The following is a 24,556-nucleotide window of genomic DNA, read 5'->3' as shown; positions in this document are numbered from 1 at the left end:
CCCTTATTTCTTGTGACGTATGCGCGGGTTCACCACGCCATACAGCAGATCAACCAGCAGGTTGACCAGGATAATCAGTACTGCCGTCAGCAGCACACCGCCCTGCACCACCGGATAATCACGGCGCTGCAACGCTTCAATCAGCCAGCGACCCAGACCCGGCCACGAGAAGATGGTTTCGGTCAGAATCGCCCCGGCCAGCAGCGTGCCGACCTGCAGACCGATGACCGTGACCACCGGCAGCATGGCGTTGCGCAGCGCATGCACCACAATCACCCGCATCCGCGTCAGGCCTTTGGCGCGCGCCGTGCGGATGTAATCTTCACCCAGCACTTCCAGCATCGCCGAGCGCGTCATACGCACAATCACCGCCAGCGGAATGGTGCCCAGCACGATGGCTGGCAAAATCATGTGCATGACCGCGTCATGGAAGTCGCCCGGCTCACCCCAGAAGAAGGTGTCGATCAGCATAAAGCCGGTCAGCGGCATGCTGTCATCCAGGAAGACGGTGTCGCCAACCCGCCCGGAAACCGGCGTCAGGTTGAGCTGCACTGAGACCAGCATGATCAGCATGATGCCCCACCAGAAGATCGGCATGGAGTAGCCGGTCAGTGAGATGCCCACGGCGGTGTGATCGAAAATGGAGCCACGCTTCACGGCGGCCAGGACCCCAACCGGGATGCCCACCGCAACGGCAAATATCATGGCGCAGATGCCGAGTTCCAGCGTCGCTTTGAAGCGCGGAACAAACTCATCCCAGACCGGGATGCGGCTCTTGAGTGAAACGCCCAGGTCGCCATGCAGTACGCCGTTGATGTAGTTCAGGTACTGTTTCCACAGCGGCTGATCCAGACCCAGCAGCGTCATTAACTGTGCATGACGTTCAGGAGAAATCCCGCGCTCGCCCGCCATGATCAGCACCGGATCGCCGGGGATCATGTGAACAAAAGCGAAAGTGAGTAATGTAATACCGATGAACGTTGGGATGACAAGGCCCAGACGTCGGAGTATGAACTGCAGCATAATCCGGGTTCTCTCTTCTCCGCGCGACCGTCGCCGCGAGGGTTGTTATTGCTTACATCTGACGATCGGGTAGGTCCGACCGCGACGCAGTCAGACTGCGCCTCTACCGTTTCCAGTAAAACAGGGAGAAAAAGCCGGGGCGACGCAGGGCCGCCCCGGAAAAGGCGACAATTATTCCTGAATGTCTACCTGAGCAAAGTAGTGTCCGCCCAGCGGATCGACTTTGTACCCGGTGACTTTCTTGCTGACCGGTTCGTATACCGTAGAGTGCGCGATCATCAGCGCCGGTGCCTGGTCATGCATCACAACCTGTGCCTGTTTGTAGTACTCGATACGCTTCGCCTGGTCGGCGGTCGCGCGCGCAGGCTGGATCTGATCCTCAAAGGATTTATCACACCAGCGCGAGTAGTTAGAGCCATCTTTCGCGGCTGAACAGCTGAACAGGGTCGCCAGGAAGTTGTCCGGATCTCCGTTGTCACCGGTCCAGCCCATCATGACGGTCTGATGCTCACCCGCTTTGGCGCGTTTCAGGTATTCGCCCCACTCGTAGGTAACGATTTTGGCTTTCACGCCAATCTTCGCCCAGTCGCTCTGGATCATTTCCGCCATGCGGCGTGCGTTCGGGTTGTAAGGACGCTGAACCGGCATCGCCCAGAGGTCGATGGAGAAGCCGTCGGCCATGCCCGCTTCTTTCAGCAGCGCTTTGGCTTTCTCAGGATCGTAGGCGTAGTCTTTGACCGCGTCGTTGTAGCCCCACATCGTTGGCGGGATCAGGTTTTTAGCCGGCTGGCCTGCACCCTGATAGACCGCGTCGATAATGGCCTTTTTGTTGACGGCCATGGTCAGTGCCTGACGCACTTTGAGGTTATCCAGCGGTTTTTTCTCAACGTTGTAAGAGAGATAGCCGACGTTCAGGCCAGCCTGCTCATACAGGTTGATGTTTTTGTCCTGCTTCATGCGTGCGATGTCAGCCGGGTTCGGATAAGGCATGACCTGGCACTCACCCTTCTGCAGTTTGGCGTAGCGCACTGACGCATCCGGGGTGATGGAGAAGACTAAGCGGTCGATTTTTGGCTTTTCGCCCCAGTAGTTCGGGTTCGCTTTGTAGAGGATGCGCGAATCTTTCTGGTATTGCAGCAGCTGGAACGGACCGGTTCCGACCGGGTTCAGGTCGACGTTTTGCGGCGTGCCGGCTTTCAGCATGTTGTCCGCATACTCTTTGGACAGGATAGAGGCGAAGTCCATGCCGAGGTCGGCGAGAAACGGCGCTTCAGGGCGGGTCAGCACGAAGCGTACGGTGTTGTCGTCCACCTTCTCGATTTTGCTGATCAGCTTCGGCATATCCATGCCTTCGAAATATTCATAGCTGCCGCCGGAGACGCCGTGATAGGCGTTGTTTTTATCCAGCTGGCGCTCAAAGGTGAACACCACATCATCCGCGTTGAAGTCACGCGTAGGTTTGAAATCTTTGGTCGTCTGCCACTTCACACCCTTACGCAGGTGGAAGGTGTAGGTTTTGCCATCGTCGCTGACGTCCCACTTCTCTGCCAGCGCAGGATGCAGTTCGGTCGTGCCGACAGTGAACTCAACCAGTCGGTTGTAGATCTGACGTGAGCTGGCATCGTAGGTGGTGCCCGAAGTGAATAACTGCGGGTTAAAGCCTTCCGGAGAACCTTCAGAACAGTAGACCAGGGTTTTTGCCTGAACACCGGCGGCGACAGTCATAGCAATCAGGCTCAGACCGACCTTCAGCATCCCGGATTTAGCCAGGGAGTTGATCATGCTTTTGCTCCATTGTGATGTGATGTTGTGTGTATTGCCTGACCTCTGGTTTTTTTATGCGGTTCAGGCGTACCACCGAACAGGTGGTTAAATCGCGCTACGTTTTTTTGTTTTTCCGAAGCGGGTTGGGCATTCAGAAAATTCCGTAACTGCGGCTTATTGACGCATCAATTTGTCAACAGTTGCAAAGAACGTCAATACAAGGGTTACTTATTTACACAGAGTGTGAGGAATAGCATGCAACGGTAATAAATACCGTTTCCGCACAAAAGCCATACAATGCACAGTGCTGCAGCCCCGATATCCGTGCATTGTGCTGGATGCCAGCTTTATCGCTAGTGATTCTCACCGCTAAAAAACTTAAAACTTTTACCGGCAAATGTTGAATAACTGAACGATTCACCGTGCGTTATGACGTTCATCCAGCGGAATATGCTGGTTTTGATGTATAAGAAATCAGCATGTTGCTGCTTTCGGTCATAAGAAGAACGTGTCGCGAATTATGGTGGCATCTCTGATGTGGCAAGGCCTGCGAGCAGGAAAACGGCGATAATAACGGCTGGTAAGCATCTGGCGCGGCGAATGCCTTTTTCTGGAACTTTCTGGAAGAGGACAGATAAAACGTGAAGCTGTGAAGGACAGGGTGAGCCGATTCGCTGTGAGAGCGCGTCTATGATCGTATCTGCTTAGCGGGGAGATCGAGCCTGCTCAGGTAACCCGGTCAGATCGGAAAGTCGCTTAAACCATCCCTGGACGCTCGGCCCACGCCATCCATGGCGTGGGACGCTTTCCTCTTCTGACCGGGTTACCTGCGCATTGAGTTAATCTGCGGCTGCTGAAAACACGTATTCTGAAGCCCGCTCAAAAATCACTCTTTGCCTTTCAACAGACGAAAAAAAACCTGTCTTTTCAGACAGGTTTCTTAAAGATGGTCGGCGAGAGAGGATTCGAACCTCCGACCCACTGGTCCCAAACCAGTTGCGCTACCAAGCTGCGCTACTCGCCGATGGGGGCGCATGTTACTGCTACCCCGGATTAGCGTCAACCGCTTTTTAAGCTTTTGCCGCCGATCGCCTGGAAAGCATGCGGTTACCGGAAATCAGCTGCCTGCCCTCCCCCTTTCGTACACCATTACAGCGATTTAGCCTGACTTTTCGCCGGTGCCTGGCACCAGTTATTGGCCGGGTTAATGCCGCCATCTGGCGAGGTATACCCCAGACAACCCAGGATGGTATCGAACAGCTCAACGTGACGATGGGTTCGCCCCACACGCTGCTGCGCCTGCAGACGCTCAAAATTACTGCGGTTCTGGCTGTCTTCCAGATACTTATCGGACGCCCAGACCATCATCGGCACGCGGAACTGCTCAGGCGGCGCCATCTCACGCGGCGTGCCGTGCAGATGCATATTCTCGCTGATCGACTCCCCGTGGTCGGCGGCATAGAAGACAATCGCCTTCTTATCACGCAGCTGATCCAGCACGCTGTCCAGCATGCTATCCACATAAAGCACCGAGTTATCGTAAGCGTTAATCAACTGCGCTTTGCTGCAGGTCTCATCCACCCCCATACACTCCGGCTGATACTTCGCGAAGCTGCGCGGGTAACGCTGTGAATAGAGATAATGCGACCCTTTGGTATGCAGGATCACCAGATGCTTGCCCTTCGGGAAACGATCCAGCGACGCCTTCATCTCAGGCACCAGCAGCATATCATCCACGGCTTTGCCCTGATTGCGCTTCTCGGAACCGATCTGCTCACGGAAGGCAAAGTTATTGGCATTAACGTTGTCGTAGAACCAGACTTCGCTTTGCATCGCAAACAGCTCAGAGGTGAAGCCCAGCTCTTTCATCACCGCAAACACATTCTGCTCTTTCAGCGTACGGCCCGGATTATTCATCGTGCCGCCTTCGCGCACGAACATGCAGCGCAGCGACAGCTTGGTCGCGGTATCACAGGATTCACCCCGGAACGCGACCAGATTTTTCTCTTTCGACAGTTTAGGCGTGGTGTCACGCTCATAACCCAGCATACCCATGTGATCCCAGCGCGTGGTCTCACCAATTACAAACACCACATAGGTATCATCCAGCCCGGCAGGCGCGACGTAGGTAAACTTCTTCGCCGGGTCCAGCAGCTCCTCGCTTTGCAGCGACTCATCCATGCGGGTCCAGGCAAACAGTCCGACCGCCGCCAGCCAGTTGGAAGGAAGATAGGAGTGCGCGACCACGCCGCCGTAGCTCGGCAGATCGATGTTCGTGATCTCTTCATTATGCTTCTGCAGCTTGTCGAAATAACGGATTGGCAGCCAGACCAGCGCCACGCAGAGCAGCATAATCAGGGTCGGTTTCAGACGCTGTCCCGGCGTACGCAGTTGCTCATTCAGCGTCATGCTCAGCCGGTTGCGCCAGATCATCAGCAACGGTAACGCACTGACCAGCACCATCCACAGAACGAAGTGGTAGCCGATCACCTCTTTAGAGAGATCGGTGTCGGTGGTCATCACCGACGCCACAATGCCGTAGCCAATCACCACGTTGAAAAACGCCATGTAATAGGCGGCGGCAACAGAAATCAGCACAATCAGCGTGGCGAGCACGCGATAAAACCACTTGCCTCCCAGCGACAGCAGGCGCATCAGGAAGAATGTCAGCAGCACGATCGCCACGACCTCGGTGACCGCCGTCAGCCAGTTCGTGACTGTAGATTGCTTCAGAAAACCGTCAAAACGACGATAGAAAATCGGTAAATTCAGCAAGATACCGAGATAGAGCGCCAGCAATAGCGATAACTTTTGCTGCGTTAGCGTTTTAATGTAATTCATGAAAAAGGGGGTTTCTCCGGTGTGAAGCGCCTGACAAATCTTTAATGTGACTGCCGAAACGCGGCAGAGTTCGCTGAATAAGCGGGCCGGACAAGATGAAGGAAAATTCTGAACGGGTTTATGGGCTATAACGCGAGGTGGCCCAGTAAAACATGGCTGCGTTTGATAGACCAGAAAATAATCTTTGTCGACCTGATTAGCACATTTTTTGTACAAGACAGATCGTGGCGGGCAAACAGAGGGTGGCAGAGCGGAATCGGGGATGGAAAAAAGAGGGGCCTGAGAGACTCAGGCCCGCTGTTCGCTTAGCGAATGATATTCAGCGTCACGTCAATGTTGTTGCGGGTCGCGTTTGAGTAAGGACAAACGATATGCGCCGCATCAACCAGCTTCTGCGCTTCTGCTTCATCCATGCCTGGCAGATGGATGTTCAGGGTCGCTTCGATACCAAAGCCGTTGGGAATAGGACCGATACCAACTTCACCTTCGATCCAGGCATCTTTTGGCATGGCGATCTTGTCACGGCCCGCCACAAACTTCATCGCACCGATGAAGCAGGCAGAGTAGCCCGCAGCAAACAGCTGCTCAGGGTTAGTCGCTTCGCCGCCTGCACCGCCCATCTCTTTCGGGACACCCAGTTTCACGTCCAGTACACCGTCAGAAGAGGTTGCACGACCATCACGACCACCGGTTGCTTTGGCTTTGGCGCGGTAAACCACTTGTTCTAAAGACATGACATTTCTCCGTTACGCTATTTAATCGCCCGCTACTTATCTGTGCGGTATCAGGCGATGAGGTTTAACGGGTGCCACGCACCCGTCAGCAATTTTTATCGGGACTGGTTCAGGTTATCCCGCAGCCCATCCAGCTCTGTTTTCAGCGCCAGCAGGGTCTCATCGTCACAGGTTGTGGCGCATTTCACCGCTTCAGGAATTGAGGCGGCTTTAATGCGCAGCGCCTCGCCCGCTTCGGTGAGCGTCACAGCAACCTGACGCTCGTCCTGACGGGTACGCTGCCGGTTAATCAGACCTGCGCTCTCCAATCGTTTCAGCAGGGGCGTCAGGGTGGCGGAGTCTAAAAAGAGCTGCTCGCCGATCTCTGAGACGGTGACATCATCTTTCTGCCACAGCACCAGCATCACCAGATACTGTGGATAGGTGATGTCGAGCTGGCTCAGCAACTGGCGATAGACTTTATTCATCGCCAGGTTGGCAGAGTAAAGCGCAAAGCAGAGCTGCTGATCGACCAACAGTGGCATCGGTTTCACTTTTTTGTCATCTTGATCACTGTTCATGGTGTTTAATATAGGTAGCGCACTAGATAATTGCAAGCAAACTTTTATCAGGGGAACAGGCATGCAGAATTCACTGGAAGAACAGGCGCGTCGTTTCGCCACCGAGGCGCATGCCCGGGCCGGTCAGCGCCGCAAATATACCGACGAGCCTTACATCGTTCATCCGGCGGCGGTCGTGGAGCTGGTCCGCAGCGTCAGCCATGATGATGCCCTGCTGGCAGCCGCCTGGCTGCACGACACCGTGGAAGATACACCGACCACGCCGGGCGATATAGAAGCCCACTTCGGCGCGCGCGTGGCCAGCCTGGTAGAAATGCTGACCGACAGCGCGCCTGCCACGGCCAGAAATCGGGCAGCCCGTAAACTGGCGCACTTTCGCCATACTGCCAGCGCCAGTCCTGAGGCGCAAACCATAAAACTGGCCGATATCATCGACAATACCCGCGCGATTGTGCGCTTCGATCCTGACTTTGCCCGCGTCTATCTGGTGGAAAAGCAGATACAGATTACGCTGCTGAAACAGGGCGATGCACAGTTATGGCAGCAGGCTTCCACCATTATAGAGAGTGGGATCGCACAGCTGCGCGAATCACCCTATAACGTCCCGGAAAGCTGGTTCGTGAAGCAGGCCGCCAAATACAGCGAATTACGCGCATAAAAAACCCGCCAGCGGCGGGTTCTTTTCTGAAGCAGGGTTAGTCGAGCAACTGCCGTCCCAGATAGGGATTAGCATGTAACAACTTCATCAGTTTCTGTGCCGTCGCAGAAGGACGGGTGCGCCGGGCTTCCCAGCTTTTCACGGAAGAAACGCTCACGCCCATCACTTTAGCAAACTCATCAACCTGCATGCCGGTCATTTCGCGCAGGCGCTGTGGCTCTGGCTGAGCGGGTTGCTGACGCTGAATCAGTAAGTCGGCGGCGCGATCATCACGTGTCAAAACAATCTGCTCAAGGCTGCTGAGCAATTCAAACATCGGGTCTTTTAATTCCATAGAGAACTCCTTAAAACTCGCTATGAAGCACGTGAAAGTAGAGAGGTAAGAGCCTCAACCTGGGGCTCTGAAACCGGGCCTGTTACAGGCTGGATCCCGCAAGGGTTTGTTTTTGTTATTTTTGAAACCACTACGGGACGCAGCCTGCTGTGCACTGCTTTAAAAGGTGTCAGTTCAATGCAACAAATGCCGGGAGACTAAGTATGGATAGAGACCTGACTATTTGCCGCGCAATTTCTCATTATTTTTTTCACTATCTTTTGCCGGAGTTGTTCCGACGCCTCTAACACGCTGAGGCAGCTGGTTTTTGTGCCCTCATAGCGGACAAAAAAATCAAATGCTGTTTGCTATTTATGCGGGTGCCGTCATGCTTTTTGCAGGCATCTTCTCAATTTTGTGAGGCGGTCTGCCTCTTCAGATAGTGAGTGCAAAATATACGCCAATGGTTTACTTCCTGAACACTTATATTCACTGCCTTTATGAAATTAAGAATAGTCCTGGTAACCCCCTGTGCGCGGCCGCGCGGCGGCTCACAGCAGGTTGTGGATGAATCACCTATTCTGCACGGCCAGACATCACCGGATAAAACAGCAGACTCCCTGATGAAACGGTCTCTGCCTTCTGCCGGTGCAGCGCTCCGTCAATGCTGATGCGCCTGCGCGAAAGAAGTGCAGGCGCTATGACACGCCAATGACGGCCAGACCGGGAGCTGATCTCTATAAGGAAAAGCGATGCGTGAAACAGATTTCAATGTCGGCTATCCCTCTTATCGCGTACCGATGATGGGACGTAACGCCGTCGCCACCTCCCAGCCGCTGGCGGCGCAGGCCGGTCTTCGTATGCTGCAACAGGGAGGTAACGCCGTGGATGCGGCGGTCGCCACGGCCATGGCCTTAACCGTGCTGGAGCCGACCGGAAACGGCATCGGCAGCGATGCCTTTGCCATTGTCTGGGACGGTCACACGCTGCACGGGCTGAACGCGTCCGGCCGTGCGCCCGCCGCCTGGCATCCTGAACGCTTTGCCGCTTCAGACACCATGCCTGAAACCGGCTGGGAGTCCGTCACCGTGCCGGGGGCTGTCTCGGCCTGGGTCACCCTGGCTGAGCGCTTCGGCACACTGCCGCTGACCACCCTGGCGCAGCCAGCAATCGATTATGCGCGCGACGGTTTTCCGGTTTCACCGCTGATTGCTCAGCTCTGGCAGCGCGGCTATGACAAGCTGCGGGATCAGCCTGGCTTCAGCCGCTGCTTTGCGCCGCAGGGCCGCCCGCCGCGCGCGGGTGACATTTTCCGCAACCCGGCGCAGGCCACCACCCTGCAGGCGATCGCTGAGAGCCGGGGAGAGAGTTTTTATCGCGGCGAACTGGCGCAGAAGATGGCAGCCTTTGCCCGCGAGCATGGCGCAGCCCTGACGCTGGAGGATTTGAAAAATCATCGCGCCGACTGGGTCACCCTGCTCTCCCATCCGTTTGCCGGCGGATCGGTTCAGGAGTTGCCGCCTAACGGTCAGGGCATCGCCACCCTGATTGCGCTCGGCATACTGGAGGAGTGGGAGATTCATCGCTACGCGCCCGATTCTCCGCAGTGGCTGCATCTGTCGATTGAGGCGATGAAGCTGGCGCTGGTCGATCTGGAGCGCTATGTCACCGATGAAGATCACCTCGAATTTCCGGCTGACCGCCTGCTGAGCAGCGACTACCTCCGCCAGCGCGCCGCGCTGATTGACCCCGGCCAGGCGGGCGATTTTCGCTTTGGGTCGCCGCAGCAAAGCGGCACCGTTTATGTGGCAACCGGCGATGCCAGCGGCATGATGGTTTCATTTATTCAGTCTAACTACATGGGATTTGGCTCCGGGGTGGTGGTGCCTGACACGGGTATCAGCCTGCAGAACCGGGGTGCCGGGTTTTCACTCGACCCCTCTCATCCCAACCTTGTGGCGGGGGGTAAGCGCCCCTTCCATACCATCATTCCGGCCTTTGCGCGGGATGAGCAGGGCCAGCCGCTGATGGCGTTTGGCGTAATGGGCGGCCCGATGCAGGCGCAGGGGCATGTCCAGCTGGCGCTGCGCATCATGCTTCACCGGCAAAATCCTCAGGCGGCGATTGATGCGCCGCGCTGGCGGGTGGTGCAGGGACGCGAGGTGGTGTTTGAGTCAACGATCGATCGCAACACCCTGAGCACCCTGCGCCGCATGGGACACAACGTGGTGCTGGAAGATCCGCTGAGCAATTACAATTTTGGCGGTGCGCAGGCAATCGTGCGCGATCCTCAGGGCTTCTACATTGCGGCCAGCGAGAGCCGCAAAGATGGTCAGGCGGTGGTGTTCTGAAGCGAGGTTCAGCCTCCTCAGCATCACAGAGGGCGTGCTGCCCGGCACGCCCCGAGGCCCCGGCGCAGAGGTGCGACGGCGCGGGTTGCAGAAAGTCTCTGTTTCACGTGTGGTTTCACATTGTGCCGTGACCAGGGATTGTTCTATTCTTTAGGCCATTCTTACCTGGATATCAGACAGTATCACCGACAGGAGTTGAACCCATGGCTTCAGGACTTACCCGCATCCTGGCACGCAGCGGCATGATGATCGCTGGCGTGCTGATCGTGCTGCAACTCACCGCGTGCGGTGATAAAGAAGGCGAGCAGCGCAAAGCATTTATCGATTTCCTCCAGAATACCGTTATGCGCAGCGGCGAGCATCTGCCCAGCCTGAGCGAAAATCAGAAGCAGAGTTTTGGCAACTTCGCCAGCGACTACGCCATCCTGTATGGCTTCTCGCAGCAGGCGAATAAAGCCGTTGAGCAGGGGATGCGCCCGGTGGTCGATGAGCTGTCTGCCATTCGCGTGCCGCAGGATTACCTCAGCCGTCGTGACTCACTCCGCCAGGCCACCAGCGCCCTGGTGATCGTCACGCAGCAGATTGAGAGCGCCAAAATGCAGGCGGACAGCAGCAAAGCGACCCTGAAGCAGCAGGATGATCTGAAAAAAGTCTACGACAGCGCCTACAACAAAGTGGTGACGGTGCCTGCCAATCAACTGATCCCGCTGTTGCCTCAGCTCCAGGCGCTGAGTCAGGGCGCGGTCCAGGCCGGCGACTTCCTGCAATCGCAGGGAACCCGCGTCAGCTTCAATGATGGCGGTGTGCAGTTCCCGACCCAGGAGCAGGCTTCGCAATACAATGCGCTGATGAGCACCGTGTCAGCCAATGCGCAGGCTCTGCCTCAGGCTCAGGCCGCCGTTCAGGCGGGTCTGCAGTAACACTTTTTACGGGCAGGCACCGATCGCCTGCCCCTCTCCCTGCCCCTTTTTTTCCCCGCCTCTTCTGCCCCTGAATTCCCCGCTGACTGAAGTGTGATCTGGCGCATTTTCGACCAAAAATAGTTTGTGATCTCAGTCACATTTACATAACAAACCCTGCCATCACGAATGTGATATTCATCACAGATAAGCCGGTGCGCCGGTCAGAATTCAGGCAAAGTCACCGTGCCCGCCTCTGTATTTGTGATCAAAGTCACGCTAATAACCCCCGTTCCCACCGCAAATGAGTGATGTGGATCACACTTATTCCGGGCCCTACGCAGTGCCAGATTCGCGTGATAGAGTCCGCGTGCATACAGTAATACCACCGGCTCTGGTCGGGGTGGCTAAACAAAAACAAACGCGCTCTCCTATTGCAGCGCGTCTCAATAAGGGGTGGGTTTATGTCCTCATCAGTCAAGGTCAAAGTACAGAGCTTTGGTCGCTTTCTGAGTAATATGGTGATGCCAAACATCGGGGCGTTTATCGCCTGGGGTATCATCACCGCACTGTTTATTCCAACCGGCTGGATCCCTAACGAAACGCTGGCCAAACTGGTCGGCCCGATGATCACCTACCTGCTGCCGCTGCTGATCGGTTTTACCGGCGGGCGTCTGGTAGGCGGCGATCGCGGCGGCGTGGTCGGTGCTATCACCACCATGGGTGTGATCGTGGGTGCCGATATGCCGATGTTCCTCGGCGCGATGATTGCCGGTCCACTGGGTGGCTGGGCCATTCGCTCGTTTGACCGGGCGATCGACGGCAAAATCAAAAGCGGCTTCGAGATGCTGGTTAACAACTTCTCGGCCGGTATTATCGGGATGATCCTGGCGCTGCTGGCTTTCCTGGCCATCGGCCCGCTGGTGGAAGGTCTGTCCCACATTCTCGCCGCCGGCGTGAACCTGATGGTGCAGAACAACCTGCTGCCACTGACCTCCATCTTCGTTGAACCGGCGAAAATCCTGTTCCTGAACAACGCCATCAACCACGGCATCTTCTCGCCGCTCGGTATCCAGCAGGCGAGTGAAGCGGGCAAATCGATTTTCTTCCTGATCGAAGCCAACCCGGGTCCGGGTATGGGCGTGCTGATGGCCTACATGTTCTTTGGTCGCGGCAGTGCCAAACAGTCTGCGGGGGGTGCGGCGATTATCCACTTCCTGGGCGGCATCCATGAAATCTACTTCCCGTATGTGCTGATGGCCCCTCGCCTGCTGCTGGCGGTGATCCTGGGCGGGATGACCGGTGTCTTCACGCTGACCGTGCTGAACGGCGGCCTGGTCTCTCCGGCTTCACCCGGTTCTATCCTGGCGGTGCTGGCGATGACGCCAAAAGGTGCCTACTTCGCCAACATCGCGGCGATTGCTGCCGCCTTCGCTGTCTCCTTCGTGGTCTCTGCGATTCTGCTGAAAACCAGCAAAGTCAAAGAAGATGACGATATCGAAGCGGCAACCCAGCGCATGCATGAGATGAAAGCGCAGTCGAAAGGTCAGGGTGCAGCGGGTGGCGCTATCGCCAGCGATGCCATGAGCGTCGATCTGCATCACGTCCGTAAAATCATCGTCGCCTGTGATGCCGGTATGGGCTCCAGCGCCATGGGCGCAGGCGTGCTGCGTAAGAAAGTGCAGGACGCGGGTCTGAGCAATGTTTCGGTAACCAATACTGCCATCAACGCTCTGCCAGGCGATGTCGACCTGGTGATCACCCACCGCGACCTGACCGAACGCGCCATTCGTCAGGCACCACATGCACAGCATATTTCGCTGAACAACTTCCTCGACAGCGCGCTCTACAGCACCCTGACCGAGCGTCTGGTGGCGGCAAACCGCAGCGACCTCCATCGTGAAACGGTCAACACTGCCCTGTCTGACAGTTACGATGAAGGCAACGCACACCTGTTTAAGCTGGGCGCGGATAACGTCTTCCTCGGCCTGAGCGCCAGCAACAAAGAGCAGGCCATCCGCTTTGCGGGTGAGCAGCTGGTGAAAGGCGGTTACGTTGAGCCTGAATATGTTGAGGCGATGCTGGCGCGTGAAAAACTGACGCCGACCTACCTCGGCGAGTCGATCGCGGTGCCGCACGGCACGGTTGAAGCCAAAGATCGCGTGCTGAAAACCGGCGTGGTGTTCTGCCAGTATCCGGCAGGCGTCCTGTTCGGCGAAGATGCGGACGATGTGGCGCGCCTGGTGATTGGTATTGCTGCCCGCAACAACGAGCACATTCAGGTCATCACCAGCCTGACCAATGCGCTGGATGATGACAGCGTGATTGAGAAGCTGGCGAACACCAGCAGCGTGCAGGAAGTGCTGGATCTCCTGTCAGGCAAACCGGCACTCGCGTAATTCAAGGCTGTTTTTCCCTGGGGCGGTCATGCCCGTCCCGATTTCCTGGGGCGGGTTTGCCCGCCCCATCGTCATTTGATATGGGTCAAAAATTATGAAAGCGTTACATTTCGGAGCAGGAAACATTGGTCGCGGCTTTATCGGCAAATTACTGGCTGATGCAGGTATCGAACTGGTTTTTGCTGATGTGAATCAGGCGGTGCTGGATGCACTGAACGCGCGTCATGAGTATCCCGTTCATGTGGTTGGCGAGCAGGCCAGAACAGAAACCGTTAAAGGCGTCAGTGCGGTAAACAGCACCAGTGATGAAATCGTCACCCTGATTGCGGAGGTGGATCTGGTCACCACCGCCGTGGGGCCGCAAATCCTGGAGCGTATCGCCGGGAGCGTAGCCAAAGGGCTGGCAAAACGCAGCGACAAAGGTAATACCCGTCCGTTGAATATCATCGCCTGCGAGAACATGGTGCGCGGCACCAGCCAGCTGAAACAGCATGTGCTGAAGGCGCTGCCCGAACAGTATCACGCCTGGCTGGAGCAGCATGTTGGCTTCGTGGATTCTGCCGTTGACCGCATCGTGCCGCCAACCGAAGCAGGCAGCAGCGATCCGCTGGAGGTGACGGTTGAAACCTTCAGCGAGTGGATCGTGGATAAAACCCAGTTCAAAGGTGACCTGCCGGCCATTCCGGGCATGGAACTGACCGATAACCTGATGGCGTTTGTGGAGCGTAAGCTTTTCACCCTGAATACCGGCCACGCGATTACCGCCTATCTCGGCCAGATGGCAGGTCACCAGACCATTCGCGATGCCATTCTTGACGAAAAAATCCGGGCCGTGGTGAAAGGCGCGATGGAGGAGAGCGGCGCCGTGCTGATTAAGCGCTACGGTTTTGACGCAGAGAAACATGCGGCTTACATCCGCAAGATCCTCGGCCGTTTTGAAAACCCCTATCTGAAAGATGAGGTTGAGCGCGTCGGGCGTCAGCCACTGCGTAAACTCAGCGCGGGCGATCGCCTGATCAAGCCGACGCTGGGGACGCTGGAGTACGGTTTACCGCACGCCAGCCTGGTGCAGGGAATTGCCGCGGCGATGCACTATCACAGCGACCAGGACCCGCAGGCGCAGGAGCTGGCTGCGCTGCTGGCAGAGAAAGGTCCTCAGGCGACGCTGGCGGAGATCTCAGGGCTGGATGCTGACAGCGAGGTCGTGGCTTCGGTGGTGAGCGCCTGGCACGCTATGGCATAATGCGCGCGTGTTAGTGACGCAAGCCGGGCGCAGTTCGCCTGCGCCCAACGGCGGTATTGAACCCATGCAGGCAATAATGGAAGAGAAGCAAGCTTTTGAGAACCGGGTGCTTGAGCGCCTGAACGCCGGTCGTTCGGTGAGAAGCTTTCTGATCGCCGCCGTTGAGCTATTGGCGGAAGCCGTCAATCTGCTGGTGCTGCAGGTGTTCCGCAAAGATGACTATGCGGTCAAATATGCGGTAGAACCGCTGCTGCTGGGCGATGGGCCTTTAGGCGAACTCTCGGTTCGCCTGAAGCTGATCTACGGTCTGGGCGTCATCAGCCGGCACGAATATGAAGATGCTGAGCTGCTGCTGGCGCTCCGCGAAGAGCTGAATCACGACACCGGAGAGTATCGTTTTACCGACGATGAAATTCTGGGCCCCTTTGGCGAGCTGCACTGCGTGACCGCCTGGCCGCCCGCACCGGTGTTTCATACCGACGATGCAGAACTGCGCAGCATGCAGCAGCAGCGCTATCTGCAGATGGTGCGATCCACCATGGTTCTCTCCCTCACCGAGCTTATCGCCCGCATCAGTATGAAGCAGGCGTTTAAAAAGTCCGGCAGCTAATCCCGTCAGGCGCCCTTGCGGCGCCTTTTTTGCCTTAACCTGTCGGGAACCGGCGCCAGATTTGGTGTATCCTTGGCCTGTTTTCCTCAACGAGTTGTTGTCATGAAAGAGCAAGAAAAGAACGAAATCAAACGTCTCAGCGATCAGCTGGACGCACTGAACCGCAAAGAGCCGCAGTTACTGGAATCGGGTGATGCCCAGAAACTGGGCGCGCTGCTGAAAGAGAAAGAAACGCTGGTCACGGAAATTGAGCGTCTGCGCAATCAGCGGGTTGAAAAGCTGAGTGCAGAAGCGCAGAAGCTGCAAAAGATGGGCTTCAGCCGCGAAATTACCAAAAAAGAGCAGGCAAATCTGGGTGCGCTGAAGAAAAGCGTGCGCGGCCTGGTCGTGGTGCATCCAATGACCGCACTGGGACGTGAAATGGGTCTGAAAGTGATGACCGGCTTCGCCAGAACCGCATTCTGAGCCCGCGATCAGGCGGCAGCCTGATCGACATCGGCTTTGTGTTCGCCGGCGGCGGCATAAACCTGCTCCGCCAGCGAATCCAGCAGTTCATAGCGACGGCGATACTCTGCCCGCTTCTTACTGGCGATCTCCTCCAGCGTTTTACGCGGCAGGCTCAGCGGCAGTCTGAACATCCCGTCCGGGCGAGCCTCGCCACTCAGCGACAGCCAGAACTCACTGTAGCTGGCAAAGAACTTATCCCCTTTGCTGTGACGATAACGCAGACTGCGGAAGACGTGCGTCTCATCGCCCACCGCCAGAATAGCTTCCACGCCGCACTGCTTCGCCACAATAAATACTGCTTCCATTAACAGGCGTTTCGGAAAGAGACCCTGCGCCGCTTTGGTCGCCTCGCGGATCACCTCATTATTGATATGTTTCCGCGGGCCCTGTAATCCGCCAATTAATAAGGTGCGCTGGTTATTCTCGTTCAGAATAGAAAAAGAGAGCGAGGCGATGACTTCGTCGTTATAACGCAATACCAGCGTCACTTCACCTTCACGGTCGAAATAACCCGAGCTGCAGGAGAGCAGGAATTTCTCGCCATTTTTACCGGTCAGCGTCGCCAGCGGATTATCAGACGCGCTCTGCAGCAGCTGACGCAGCGTCGGATTCGCCAGATTATTCATCAGAGTGTAGTGATCGAGAATGGCTTGTGCGCGGGCAGCAATGCTCATCCCCGAGCGCAGATAGGGCCGGTGCAGCTTGGCTGGCAGCAGTCCCTGGGTGCTCATCAGCAGGGCGCGCTGTGGTAATTGCGACAGGGCATCCAGATAATGTAGCGTAGTCAGCGGCGATATTAATGTTCTTAACACAAATTTCAGCCGGAAGCGTTTACTCAGCCAGAGTTTATCCGGCACATATTTCCCACTGATTAACTGGAAAAAAAGCGAGGCAGTTGAATCGGTCGTGGATTCATGAGTAGTTATAATTGACATAATCAGCGACACACAAAGAGTTAAGCAACGATGTCACTGAAAATAACATGGCCAATATCAACGGCAGGTTAATATCGGACAACATTAAAGCGGATATTTTACGATTTCTGGTTCACTTTGAGACTGCATAAAATAGGGATAAAAAAACCGGCAAAATAGAATTTACCGGTTTATCTTCATTATGTTTACGTTTGGTTAACTTACTGAGCAGCAGCGAAACGCGCAGCCGCTTCGTCCCAGTTAACGACGTTCCAGAACGCTTTGATGTAATCAGGACGTTTGTTCTGATACTTCAGATAGTAAGCGTGTTCCCACACGTCCAGACCGATGATCGGGAAACCAGACACGCCGGCAACCGCTTCGCCCATCAGTGGGTTATCCTGGTTTGCGGTGGATACCACAGCCAGTTTGTCACCCTGCTTAACCAGCCATGCCCAGCCAGAACCGAAACGGGTGGCTGCCGCTTTCTCAAACTCTTCCTGGAATTTTTCTACGCTGCCGAAATCTTTCTCAATCGCGGCTTTCAGGTCGCCCTGCAGCGTGGTGCCGGTTTTCAGGCCTTTCCAGAACAGGCTGTGGTTAGCGTGACCACCTGCGTTATTGCGCAGTGGGCCTTTTTTGTCTGCTGGCAGCTGATCCAGTTTGGTGATCAGCTCGTCAACCGGCAGATTGGCAAATTCAGTGCCTTCCAGCGCCGCGTTAGCGTTGTTCACATAGGTCTGGTGATGTTTGGTGTGATGGATTTCCATCGTCTGCTTGTCGAAATGCGGTTCCAGTGCGTCGTATGCGTAAGGCAGGGATGGCAGTGAATAACTCATGTTCTTCCTCTCCATTTAGTGGGTGCAGCACGACGGATTCAGGACGTGCCGCGTAAGCAGTCGAATCATTATAGTTAAATTCATGTAGCGTAAAAGGGTAATCAATGCCCTATAAAACCTAAGGAATTGAGAAATCCGGCAATAGCAACCCGTTGTTTTTACAAGATGCTGTGCCTCACCCTGCCTTTTTGACCCTCTCCGTCCGCCGGACCGGGATGCCGATCCCGCACGCAGAGCAGGCGGTCTGTCCGCCCGCCTGCCGCGTCAGCCCTGACCTGCGGACTACCTGCCCAGCTCGCGCAGTGCGCTGTCGAGTGCGCCGACCAGCCAGTCGATGTCACTCTCCTGGAATGCCAATGGCGGACGCAGTTTCAGCACATTCCCATAGGGGCCCGCGACCGAGGTCAGCACGCGATGTTCACGCAGCTTCTCGATTAAATCCAGCGCCAGGGTTTTATCCGGCGTTTTACTGTGACGATCGGTCACCAGCTCGAAGCCGATAAAGAGTCCGGCACCGCGCACATCCCCTACGCACTCATAACGATCCATCAGGGTTTTCAGCTCAGCCAGCAGCTTCGCGCCGACGACCCGGCTGTGTTCCTGCAGCCCCTCTTCGGTGATCACCTTCAGCACAGCCTGCGCCGCGGCCATGGCGACCGGATTGCCGCCAAAGGTGTTGAAGTAAGGAATCGAGTCGCTGAAGGCGGCCAGCACATCACTTTTTGCCAGCAGCCCGGAAACGGGGATGCCATTGCCCATTGGCTTGCCGGTGGTAATGAGATCGGGCACGACATCGTGGCGGCCAAAGCCCCAGAAGGCGTCGCCGGTGCGGCCAAAGCCAGGCTGGACTTCATCGGCAATAAAGATCCCGCCGTTGGCGTGCACCACATCGACCGCTTTTTTCAGGAAGCCGCGCGGATTGGGCAGCACACCGTCCGAGGAGAAAATCGAGTCCGCCAGGAAACCGGCAAATTTAATGCCGTGCGCCGCCATGTCATCAATCTGCTGCTGAATCTGGTCAGCGAACCAGTCGCCAAGGTCGGGCGCATCCACCCGGTAGGCATCCGGCGGCATCACCAGCCGTGTGGTGGGGGCCAGCGGCTGTCCGCTGCCCAGCGCCGGCGACGCACCGGAGGTCAGCTCACTGGTGCCGTGATAGGCCTCCTTGCTGACAATGATGCCGGTGCCGCCGCTGAAGGCGCGCGCGACGCGGATTGCCAGGTCATTCGCTTCCGAGCCGGTGCACATATACATCGCACGATCGATCGCCGCAGGTGTGGTCGCCAGCAGCGCTTCACTGTAATCGAGGATATTTTCATGCAGGTAACGGGTGTGGGTGTTCAGCATTTTCATCTGCTGCGTCACCGCCTCGATCACCGCCGGATGGCAGTGGCCGATGCTCGCCACGTTGTTATACACATCGAGATATTTATCACCTGCGGCATCCCACAGGTATTGCCCTTCACCCCGCACCAGATGAACCGGTTTGCGATAGAACAGACGATAGGATTCGCCAAGCACTTTGCTGCGTTTATCGGTCAGTTTGCGCGTGTCGCTGTCCAGCGCATCGGCATGTTCAGCACGAAAACTGTTGGTATCCATAATGGTGGAACGCGTGGCCATAATGACTCCCGTGACAAGGATGAAGGAGGAAGATCAGACCCCTTCATCATGCCTGCCTGAAAATAAAATGCAACCAAATACACAAATACAACAAAATACACATGACGCAGGGAGATCGCCGCGTTAAGCTGATGCCTGATTCAGACGGACTCCTGCGCCTCACTGGCGTATTATCCGTGCTCTTCGCGCTTAAAAAGGAAACCGCTATGCTGCAGGAAACGCGCCTTCATCGCATCCGCGCCCTGCTGACCCGACTCAATCAGGTCAGTACCGAGCGCATCATCAGGGAGCTGGGGGTCTCACGCGAAACCGCGCGCCGCGATATCATCGAGCTGGAAGCGCTGGGGCTGGCGCGCCGCGTCCATGGCGGACTGGTGGCGATAGAGCCCTCGGCGGAGCCGCCGCTGACGGAACGTCGCAGTACGCAGACCCGGGAGAAGCGCGCGATCGCCCGCGCCGCCGCGCAGTTGCTGCAGCCCGGACAGACGCTGTTCCTTGATGCGGGCAGTACCACCACGCTGCTGGCAGAAGAGCTGCACGCCCTGTCCGGCCTGACGATCGTGACCAACAGCCTGCAGGCCGCGCTGGCGCTGAGCGCCGGAGAGGAAGACCAGCCTCTGAATAATCAGATTATTTTGCTGGGCGGGAATATGTCCGCCGGGGCGCAACAGACGCGCGGTGAGATCACCGTGGGCGAAATCATCCGCTACCGCGCCGATGTGGCGCTGCTGTCGCCGGTTGGCATTGAGGCCGATTGTGGTGCCAGCAGTTTTCATCCGCATGAAGCGGCCATCGCCCGGGCAATGGTTCAGCAATCCGCCGCCTGCTATCTGCTGGCCGATCACACCAAGCTGGGCGTGGTCAGCCGGACAATTTACGCGCCGCCTCAGGCGATCAGCCTGCTGATTACCGACAGCGGCGGGGATAACGGTGCCGAACTGGATGCGTTGCAGCAGGCGCTGCCCCGGTTGATCGTGGTCTAGCGAAGCGGCAACGGCAGGTAATTTAACGCAGCCGCTGCGGGTGGCTGTAGACCGTGGCCCGGCCCGGCTTGCTGAAGCCGACCAGCGTCAGGTTGCAGCGCTCAGCCACCTCAACCGCCAGACGGGTCGCGGCAGAGACGGCGAACAGGATCTCGACGCCGCACATGGCGGACTTCTGCACCATCTCATAGCTGGCGCGGCTGGAGACCAGCAGCGCCCCCGGCCCCCATGAGGCCTGGCTGCGATAGCCCAGCAGCTTATCGAGTGCCACATGGCGACCTACATCTTCACAGCCGCCGGCCAGCTGACCATCGGGCTGGATCCACGCCGCCGCATGGGTGCAGCCGGTTTTCTGTCCGACAGGCTGATACTCTTTCAGCTGTCCCAGCGCCCGATCGAGCTGATCCAGCGCAAAGGTCTGGGTAAAGGGTAGCGGCGACAGCGGCTTGCCGATCTGATCCAGCTGTTCAACGCCACACACGCCACAGCCGGTCCGGCCCGCCAGCGCACGGCGCTGCGCTTTCAGCGCCATAAAGCGGCGGCTGGAAAGCTCTATCTGGACTTCAATACCGTGACAGCCCGGCACGATGTCCATGCCGAAAATATCACCCGGCGCGTCGATAATGCCCTCTGACAGCGAAAAACCCAGCGCGAAGGCCTCCAGGTCTTTGGGGGTGGTCATCATCACCACGTGAGAGATGCCGTTATAGACCAGCGCCACCGGCACCTCATCCGCCAGCCAGTCAGGCTGAGCTGTCATCAGATCGGCACGCTGCCAGACCTGCGTTGTGCTGACGCCGGCCTGAATTGTTAAATCTTCGCCTGAGTCAGGCTGGATAGCTTTCAAAAAATAGGACCTGTTGTTAATAAATAATTGCCGGTGCGGCTGCACGGCGAGGGGCTGACATCGTCTGATTTTGCCTGCAGGCCCGGCACAGCGCAAATAAACAGCGGGGCAATTCATGCGGTTTCAGGTGTGTCAGGGGCGCGGCCACGGCCGCGGGTGTGCAAAATGAGAAGGGAACGGCTCCGGCATTAACATCCGGGAGCAAATCACCCCCGCCATCCGCGGCTGACGCTGAAAATGGACTTGCAATGCCGCTCCCTCGCCGCAGGTTTTTAACAAAATTTAGAAAAAGAATTACTAATCGCTAACCTGTTGACCCCGGTCAACTTACAGGCAATCAGGGCTGTTATTTTGCAGGGCTTCGCAATGGAGCCGGAAAAGAAGAACGATAACATGCAAATTAACAGACGGAGTTTTTTTAAGATCTGTGCGGGCGGACTGGCGGGAACCAGCGCGGCGTTGCTCGGTTTTGCCCCCACCACAGCCTTAGCCAGTGTCCGGGAGTTCAAGCTCATACGCGCCAGAGAGACACGGAATAACTGCACCTACTGTTCCGTCGGCTGCGGCATGCTGATCTACAGCCTGGGGGATGGCGCTAAAAATGCCAGCGCCTCGATTTACCATATTGAAGGTGACCCGGACCATCCGGTCAGTCGCGGATCGCTCTGCCCCAAAGGCGCGGGCGTGATCGACTTTATTCACAGCGAGCAGCGGCTGAAGTACCCGGAATACCGTGCACCGGGCTCTGACACATGGCAGCGCATCAGCTGGGAGGAGGCGTTTGATCGTATTGCCCGCCTGATGAAGCAGGATCGCGATGCCCACTTCCAGACCACCAACGCCGCAGGGGTCACGGTAAACCGCTGGCCAACCACCTCCATGTTCTGCTCGTCCGCCGCCAGTAATGAGACCGGCCTGCTCGACCAGAAGTTTGCCCGTTCGCTGGGGATTCTGGCGCTGGAGAATCAGGCGCGTCTCTGTCACGGCCCGACCGTGGCAGCGCTGGCCCCCAGCTTTGGTCGCGGAGCCATGACCAACAACTGGAACGACATCAAAAATGCCAATGTGGTGATGATCATGGGCGGCAACCCGGCCGAGGCGCATCCGGTCGGCTTTAAATGGGTCATTGAAGCGAAAACCCGGAACAAGGCGCAGGTCATTGTGGTCGATCCGCGCTTTAACCGCTCTGCCGCCGTTGCCGATTTTTACGCGCCCGTGCGGGCGGGCAGCGACGTCGTGTTCCTGATGGGGGTGATTAACTATCTGCTGCAGCACAACCTGATCCAGCAGGAGTATGTTCGCGCCTTCACCAACGCGGCCCTGATTGTCAGCGACGGCTTCAGCTTCAGCGACGGTCTGTTCAGCGGCTATGATGCCGACACCCGTCAGTACGATCGCCAGAGCTGGCACTATGAGCTGGATGAAAACGGCCATGCACGACGGGATGAGAGCTTCACTCATCCACGCTGCGTGCTGAATCTGCTGAAAACCCATGCCAGCCGCTATACGCCGGAGATGGTGACACGCCTGTGCGGCACATCGCAGGACGCTTTTATCGCGGTGTGCGAACAGCTCGCATCGACCTGCGTGCCGAATCGCACCGCCACCATCCTCTATGCGCTGGGCTGGACCCACCACACTAACGGCTCGCAGATTATCCGCACGGCGGCAATGATCCAGCTGCTGCTGGGCAATATTGGTATGCCGGGTGGCGGCATCAATGCGCTGCGTGGTCACTCCAATGTGCAGGGATTTACCGATCTCGGCCTGCTGTCACAGAGTCTGCCGGGCTATCTGCCGCTGCCCTCCGAGAAGATGACCACACTGGCCAGCTGGCTGGAGAAGGCCACGCCGGTTGCGCCTCTGCCGGGGCAGGTCAACTACTGGCAGAACACCGACAAATTTTTTGTCAGCCTGATGAAGAGTTTCTACGGCGATAAGGCTACGGCGGAAAACCAGTGGGGCTACGACTGGCTGCCAAAATGGGACAAAAGTTACGACTGCATGGCGCAGGCGGAGATGATGGAACAGGGCGCGCTGAATGGCTGTCTGATTCAGGGCTTTAACCTGCTGGCCGCCTTTCCGGACAAAAATAAGGCGGTGCGGGCCCTTTCCCGGCTGAAGTTTATGGTGGTGATCGATCCGCTCAGCACGGAAACCGCCAGCTTCTGGCAACATCACGACGCGTTCAACGACGTCGACCCGGCGCAAATCCAGACCGAAGTGTTCCGTCTGCCCTCCTCCTGCTTCGCGGAAGAGTCGGGCTCAGTCGCAAACTCGTCACGCTGGCTGCAGTGGCACTGGGCTGCCGCCGAGCCGCCCGGAGAAGCGCTGCACGACGGAAAAATTCTCGGCAATCTGTTTATGCGGCTGCGTGAACTTTATCGTCTCGAAGGCGGTGCAAACCCTGAGCCGCTGATGGCCATGCGCTGGGACTACCGCGATCCGTTCAATCCTGAGCCGGAAGAGGTGGCGCAGGAGAGCAATGGCCAGGCGCTGGCCGATATTTATGACGCCAGTGGCAAACTGCTGCTGAAAAAAGGTCAGCAGCTCAACAGCTTTTCAGAGCTGCGTAACGATGGCACCACCGCCAGCGCCTGCTGGATCTACAGCGGCAGCTGGACGCCGGACGGTAATCAGATGGCGCGGCGCGATAATGCCGATCCTTCCGGGCTGGGCGCGGTCTCCGGCTGGGCCTGGTCGTGGCCGGCCAACCGCCGCATTCTCTACAACCGCGCCTCTGCGGATGCGCAGGGTAAAGCCTGGGATCCGCAGCGCCGCCTGATTGAGTGGGACGGCGCACGCTGGCACGGCATCGATGTGCCGGACTATCCGGTCACGCTGCCACCTCAGCAACAGGCCGGGCCGTTTATCATGCAGCCCGACGGCATGGGTCACCTGTTTGCGCTGGATAAAATGGCGGATGGCCCGTTCCCGGAACACTATGAGCCGATGGAGAGTCCCCTCGCCGACAATCCCCTGCATCCGCAGCAGCGTCACAGCCCGGTCGTTCGTCTGTTCAGCAGTGACGTATCGCAGCTGGGCGAGGTCGCTGACTATCCCTGCGTCGCCACCACCTACTCCATCACTGAGCTGTTCCGCCACTGGACCAAGCACGCCCTGCTGAACGCCATTGCGCAGCCGGAGCAGTTTGTCGAAATCGGCACCGAACTGGCGGAGGAGAAAGGCATTCAGGCCGGTGACAGCGTCAGAGTCTCGTCACGCCGGGGTTATATCGAGGCCAAAGCGGTGGTTACCCGCCGTCTCCCGCGCCTGATGATTGACGGCAGGCCGGTGGATACCGTGGGTATTCCCTGTCACTGGGGCTTTGAGGGCACCACGCGTAAGGGCTTCCTCGCCAATACGCTGACGCCTTCCGTTGGCGACGCCAACTCGCAGACCCCGGAGTACAAGGGATTTTTAGTGAAAGTCGAAAAAGCGTAACGGT

General features: G+C 57.2%; 19 protein-coding genes and 1 tRNA gene. 9 read left to right on the top strand and 11 right to left on the bottom strand.

The genetic code is table 11. The features are described from left to right. Nucleotides 1–3: 3 nt before the first annotated feature. The 6 genes from dppB to S7A_RS04570 all read right to left on the bottom strand — a co-directional run bounded on the left by dppB (nt 4) and on the right by S7A_RS04570 (nt 6,922). Nucleotides 4–1,023 carry a dipeptide ABC transporter permease DppB gene (gene dppB / locus S7A_RS04600; RefSeq protein WP_009088364.1) on the bottom strand — a complete coding sequence of 340 codons (1,020 nt, stop codon included), beginning with the start codon at nt 1,021–1,023 and terminating at the stop codon, nt 4–6. A 171-nt stretch (nt 1,024–1,194) separates the two neighbouring features. Next, a complete protein-coding gene (gene dppA, locus S7A_RS04595; protein ID WP_009088361.1) occupies nt 1,195–2,805 on the bottom strand; it encodes a dipeptide ABC transporter periplasmic-binding protein DppA in 1,611 nt (536 codons plus the stop codon). A 929-nt stretch (nt 2,806–3,734) separates the two neighbouring features. Further along, nucleotides 3,735–3,811: transfer RNA gene (locus S7A_RS04590), tRNA-Pro, on the bottom strand. Nucleotides 3,812–3,936: 125 nt separating this feature from the next. Next, the gene (gene eptB / locus S7A_RS04585; protein WP_009088360.1) at nt 3,937–5,628 is read right to left on the bottom strand and encodes a kdo(2)-lipid A phosphoethanolamine 7''-transferase; all 1,692 of its coding nucleotides are present in this window, start codon (nt 5,626–5,628) and stop codon (nt 3,937–3,939) included. A gap of 305 nt (nt 5,629–5,933) precedes the next feature. Continuing rightward, nucleotides 5,934–6,362, bottom strand: coding sequence for an organic hydroperoxide resistance protein (locus S7A_RS04575; RefSeq protein WP_009088357.1), 429 nt, complete (start codon nt 6,360–6,362; stop codon nt 5,934–5,936). Nucleotides 6,363–6,457: 95 nt separating this feature from the next. After that, nucleotides 6,458–6,922 (bottom strand): MarR family winged helix-turn-helix transcriptional regulator, encoded by a 465-nt coding sequence (locus S7A_RS04570; protein ID WP_009088355.1) that lies wholly within the window; start codon nt 6,920–6,922, stop codon nt 6,458–6,460. A 61-nt stretch (nt 6,923–6,983) separates the two neighbouring features. Between S7A_RS04570 and S7A_RS04565 the strand changes: the two genes are divergently transcribed. After that, nucleotides 6,984–7,580, top strand: coding sequence for an HD domain-containing protein (locus tag S7A_RS04565; protein WP_009088354.1), 597 nt, complete (start codon nt 6,984–6,986; stop codon nt 7,578–7,580). Between the two features lie 37 nt (nt 7,581–7,617). Here S7A_RS04565 and S7A_RS04560 read toward each other — a convergent pair whose 3' ends face one another. Continuing rightward, nucleotides 7,618–7,914: an HTH-type transcriptional regulator gene (locus tag S7A_RS04560; RefSeq protein WP_009088351.1), complete on the bottom strand. Its 297-nt coding sequence runs from the start codon at nt 7,912–7,914 to the stop codon at nt 7,618–7,620. Between the two features lie 731 nt (nt 7,915–8,645). Here S7A_RS04560 and S7A_RS04555 point away from each other — a divergent pair. From S7A_RS04555 to S7A_RS04530, 6 genes are all read left to right on the top strand, one after another. Then, on the top strand, nt 8,646–10,244 hold the full coding sequence (locus tag S7A_RS04555; protein WP_009088349.1) for a gamma-glutamyltransferase family protein: 1,599 nt from the start codon (nt 8,646–8,648) through the stop codon (nt 10,242–10,244). 203 nt (nt 10,245–10,447) lie between these two features. Then, nucleotides 10,448–11,164, top strand: coding sequence for a DUF3053 domain-containing protein (locus tag S7A_RS04550; protein WP_009088346.1), 717 nt, complete (start codon nt 10,448–10,450; stop codon nt 11,162–11,164). Nucleotides 11,165–11,607: 443 nt separating this feature from the next. Continuing rightward, the gene (locus S7A_RS04545; protein ID WP_009088344.1) at nt 11,608–13,542 is read left to right on the top strand and encodes a PTS mannitol transporter subunit IICBA; all 1,935 of its coding nucleotides are present in this window, start codon (nt 11,608–11,610) and stop codon (nt 13,540–13,542) included. Between the two features lie 94 nt (nt 13,543–13,636). Beyond that, nucleotides 13,637–14,785: a mannitol-1-phosphate 5-dehydrogenase gene (gene mtlD, locus S7A_RS04540; RefSeq protein WP_009088343.1), complete on the top strand. Its 1,149-nt coding sequence runs from the start codon at nt 13,637–13,639 to the stop codon at nt 14,783–14,785. Between the two features lie 64 nt (nt 14,786–14,849). After that, entirely contained in the window at nt 14,850–15,395 is a 546-nt protein-coding gene (mtlR, locus tag S7A_RS04535; protein ID WP_181161962.1) for a mannitol operon repressor MtlR, read from the top strand. A gap of 102 nt (nt 15,396–15,497) precedes the next feature. Further along, on the top strand, nt 15,498–15,860 hold the full coding sequence (locus S7A_RS04530) for a YibL family ribosome-associated protein (protein ID WP_009088339.1): 363 nt from the start codon (nt 15,498–15,500) through the stop codon (nt 15,858–15,860). An 8-nt stretch (nt 15,861–15,868) separates the two neighbouring features. Here S7A_RS04530 and S7A_RS04525 read toward each other — a convergent pair whose 3' ends face one another. The 3 genes from S7A_RS04525 to S7A_RS04515 form a co-directional block, all read right to left on the bottom strand. Next, on the bottom strand, nt 15,869–16,837 hold the full coding sequence (locus S7A_RS04525) for a VirK/YbjX family protein (RefSeq protein WP_033736120.1): 969 nt from the start codon (nt 16,835–16,837) through the stop codon (nt 15,869–15,871). Between the two features lie 200 nt (nt 16,838–17,037). Continuing rightward, nucleotides 17,038–17,655 (bottom strand): superoxide dismutase [Mn], encoded by a 618-nt coding sequence (gene sodA / locus S7A_RS04520; protein ID WP_009088335.1) that lies wholly within the window; start codon nt 17,653–17,655, stop codon nt 17,038–17,040. Nucleotides 17,656–17,937: 282 nt separating this feature from the next. Beyond that, on the bottom strand, nt 17,938–19,278 hold the full coding sequence (locus tag S7A_RS04515) for an aspartate aminotransferase family protein (protein WP_009088333.1): 1,341 nt from the start codon (nt 19,276–19,278) through the stop codon (nt 17,938–17,940). 206 nt (nt 19,279–19,484) lie between these two features. Between S7A_RS04515 and S7A_RS04510 the strand changes: the two genes are divergently transcribed. Then, nucleotides 19,485–20,261, top strand: a complete 777-nt coding sequence (locus tag S7A_RS04510; protein ID WP_009088330.1) for a DeoR/GlpR family DNA-binding transcription regulator — start codon at nt 19,485–19,487, stop codon at nt 20,259–20,261. Nucleotides 20,262–20,283: 22 nt separating this feature from the next. On the opposite strand, the gene fdhD is transcribed toward S7A_RS04510, so the two are convergent. Beyond that, nucleotides 20,284–21,108 (bottom strand): formate dehydrogenase accessory sulfurtransferase FdhD, encoded by an 825-nt coding sequence (fdhD, locus tag S7A_RS04505; protein ID WP_009088329.1) that lies wholly within the window; start codon nt 21,106–21,108, stop codon nt 20,284–20,286. 393 nt (nt 21,109–21,501) lie between these two features. Here fdhD and fdnG point away from each other — a divergent pair, with 393 nt between their 5' ends. Further along, nucleotides 21,502–24,552, top strand: a complete 3,051-nt coding sequence (fdnG, locus tag S7A_RS04500) for a formate dehydrogenase-N subunit alpha (protein ID WP_009088327.1) — start codon at nt 21,502–21,504, stop codon at nt 24,550–24,552. Nucleotides 24,553–24,556 lie beyond the last annotated feature (4 nt).

The sequence above is a fragment of the Pantoea sp. Sc1 genome, from assembly GCF_000255315.1.
In the GTDB taxonomy this organism is placed as follows: domain Bacteria; phylum Pseudomonadota; class Gammaproteobacteria; order Enterobacterales; family Enterobacteriaceae; genus Pantoea; species Pantoea anthophila.
This window is presented reverse-complemented; position numbering and strand designations above follow the sequence as displayed.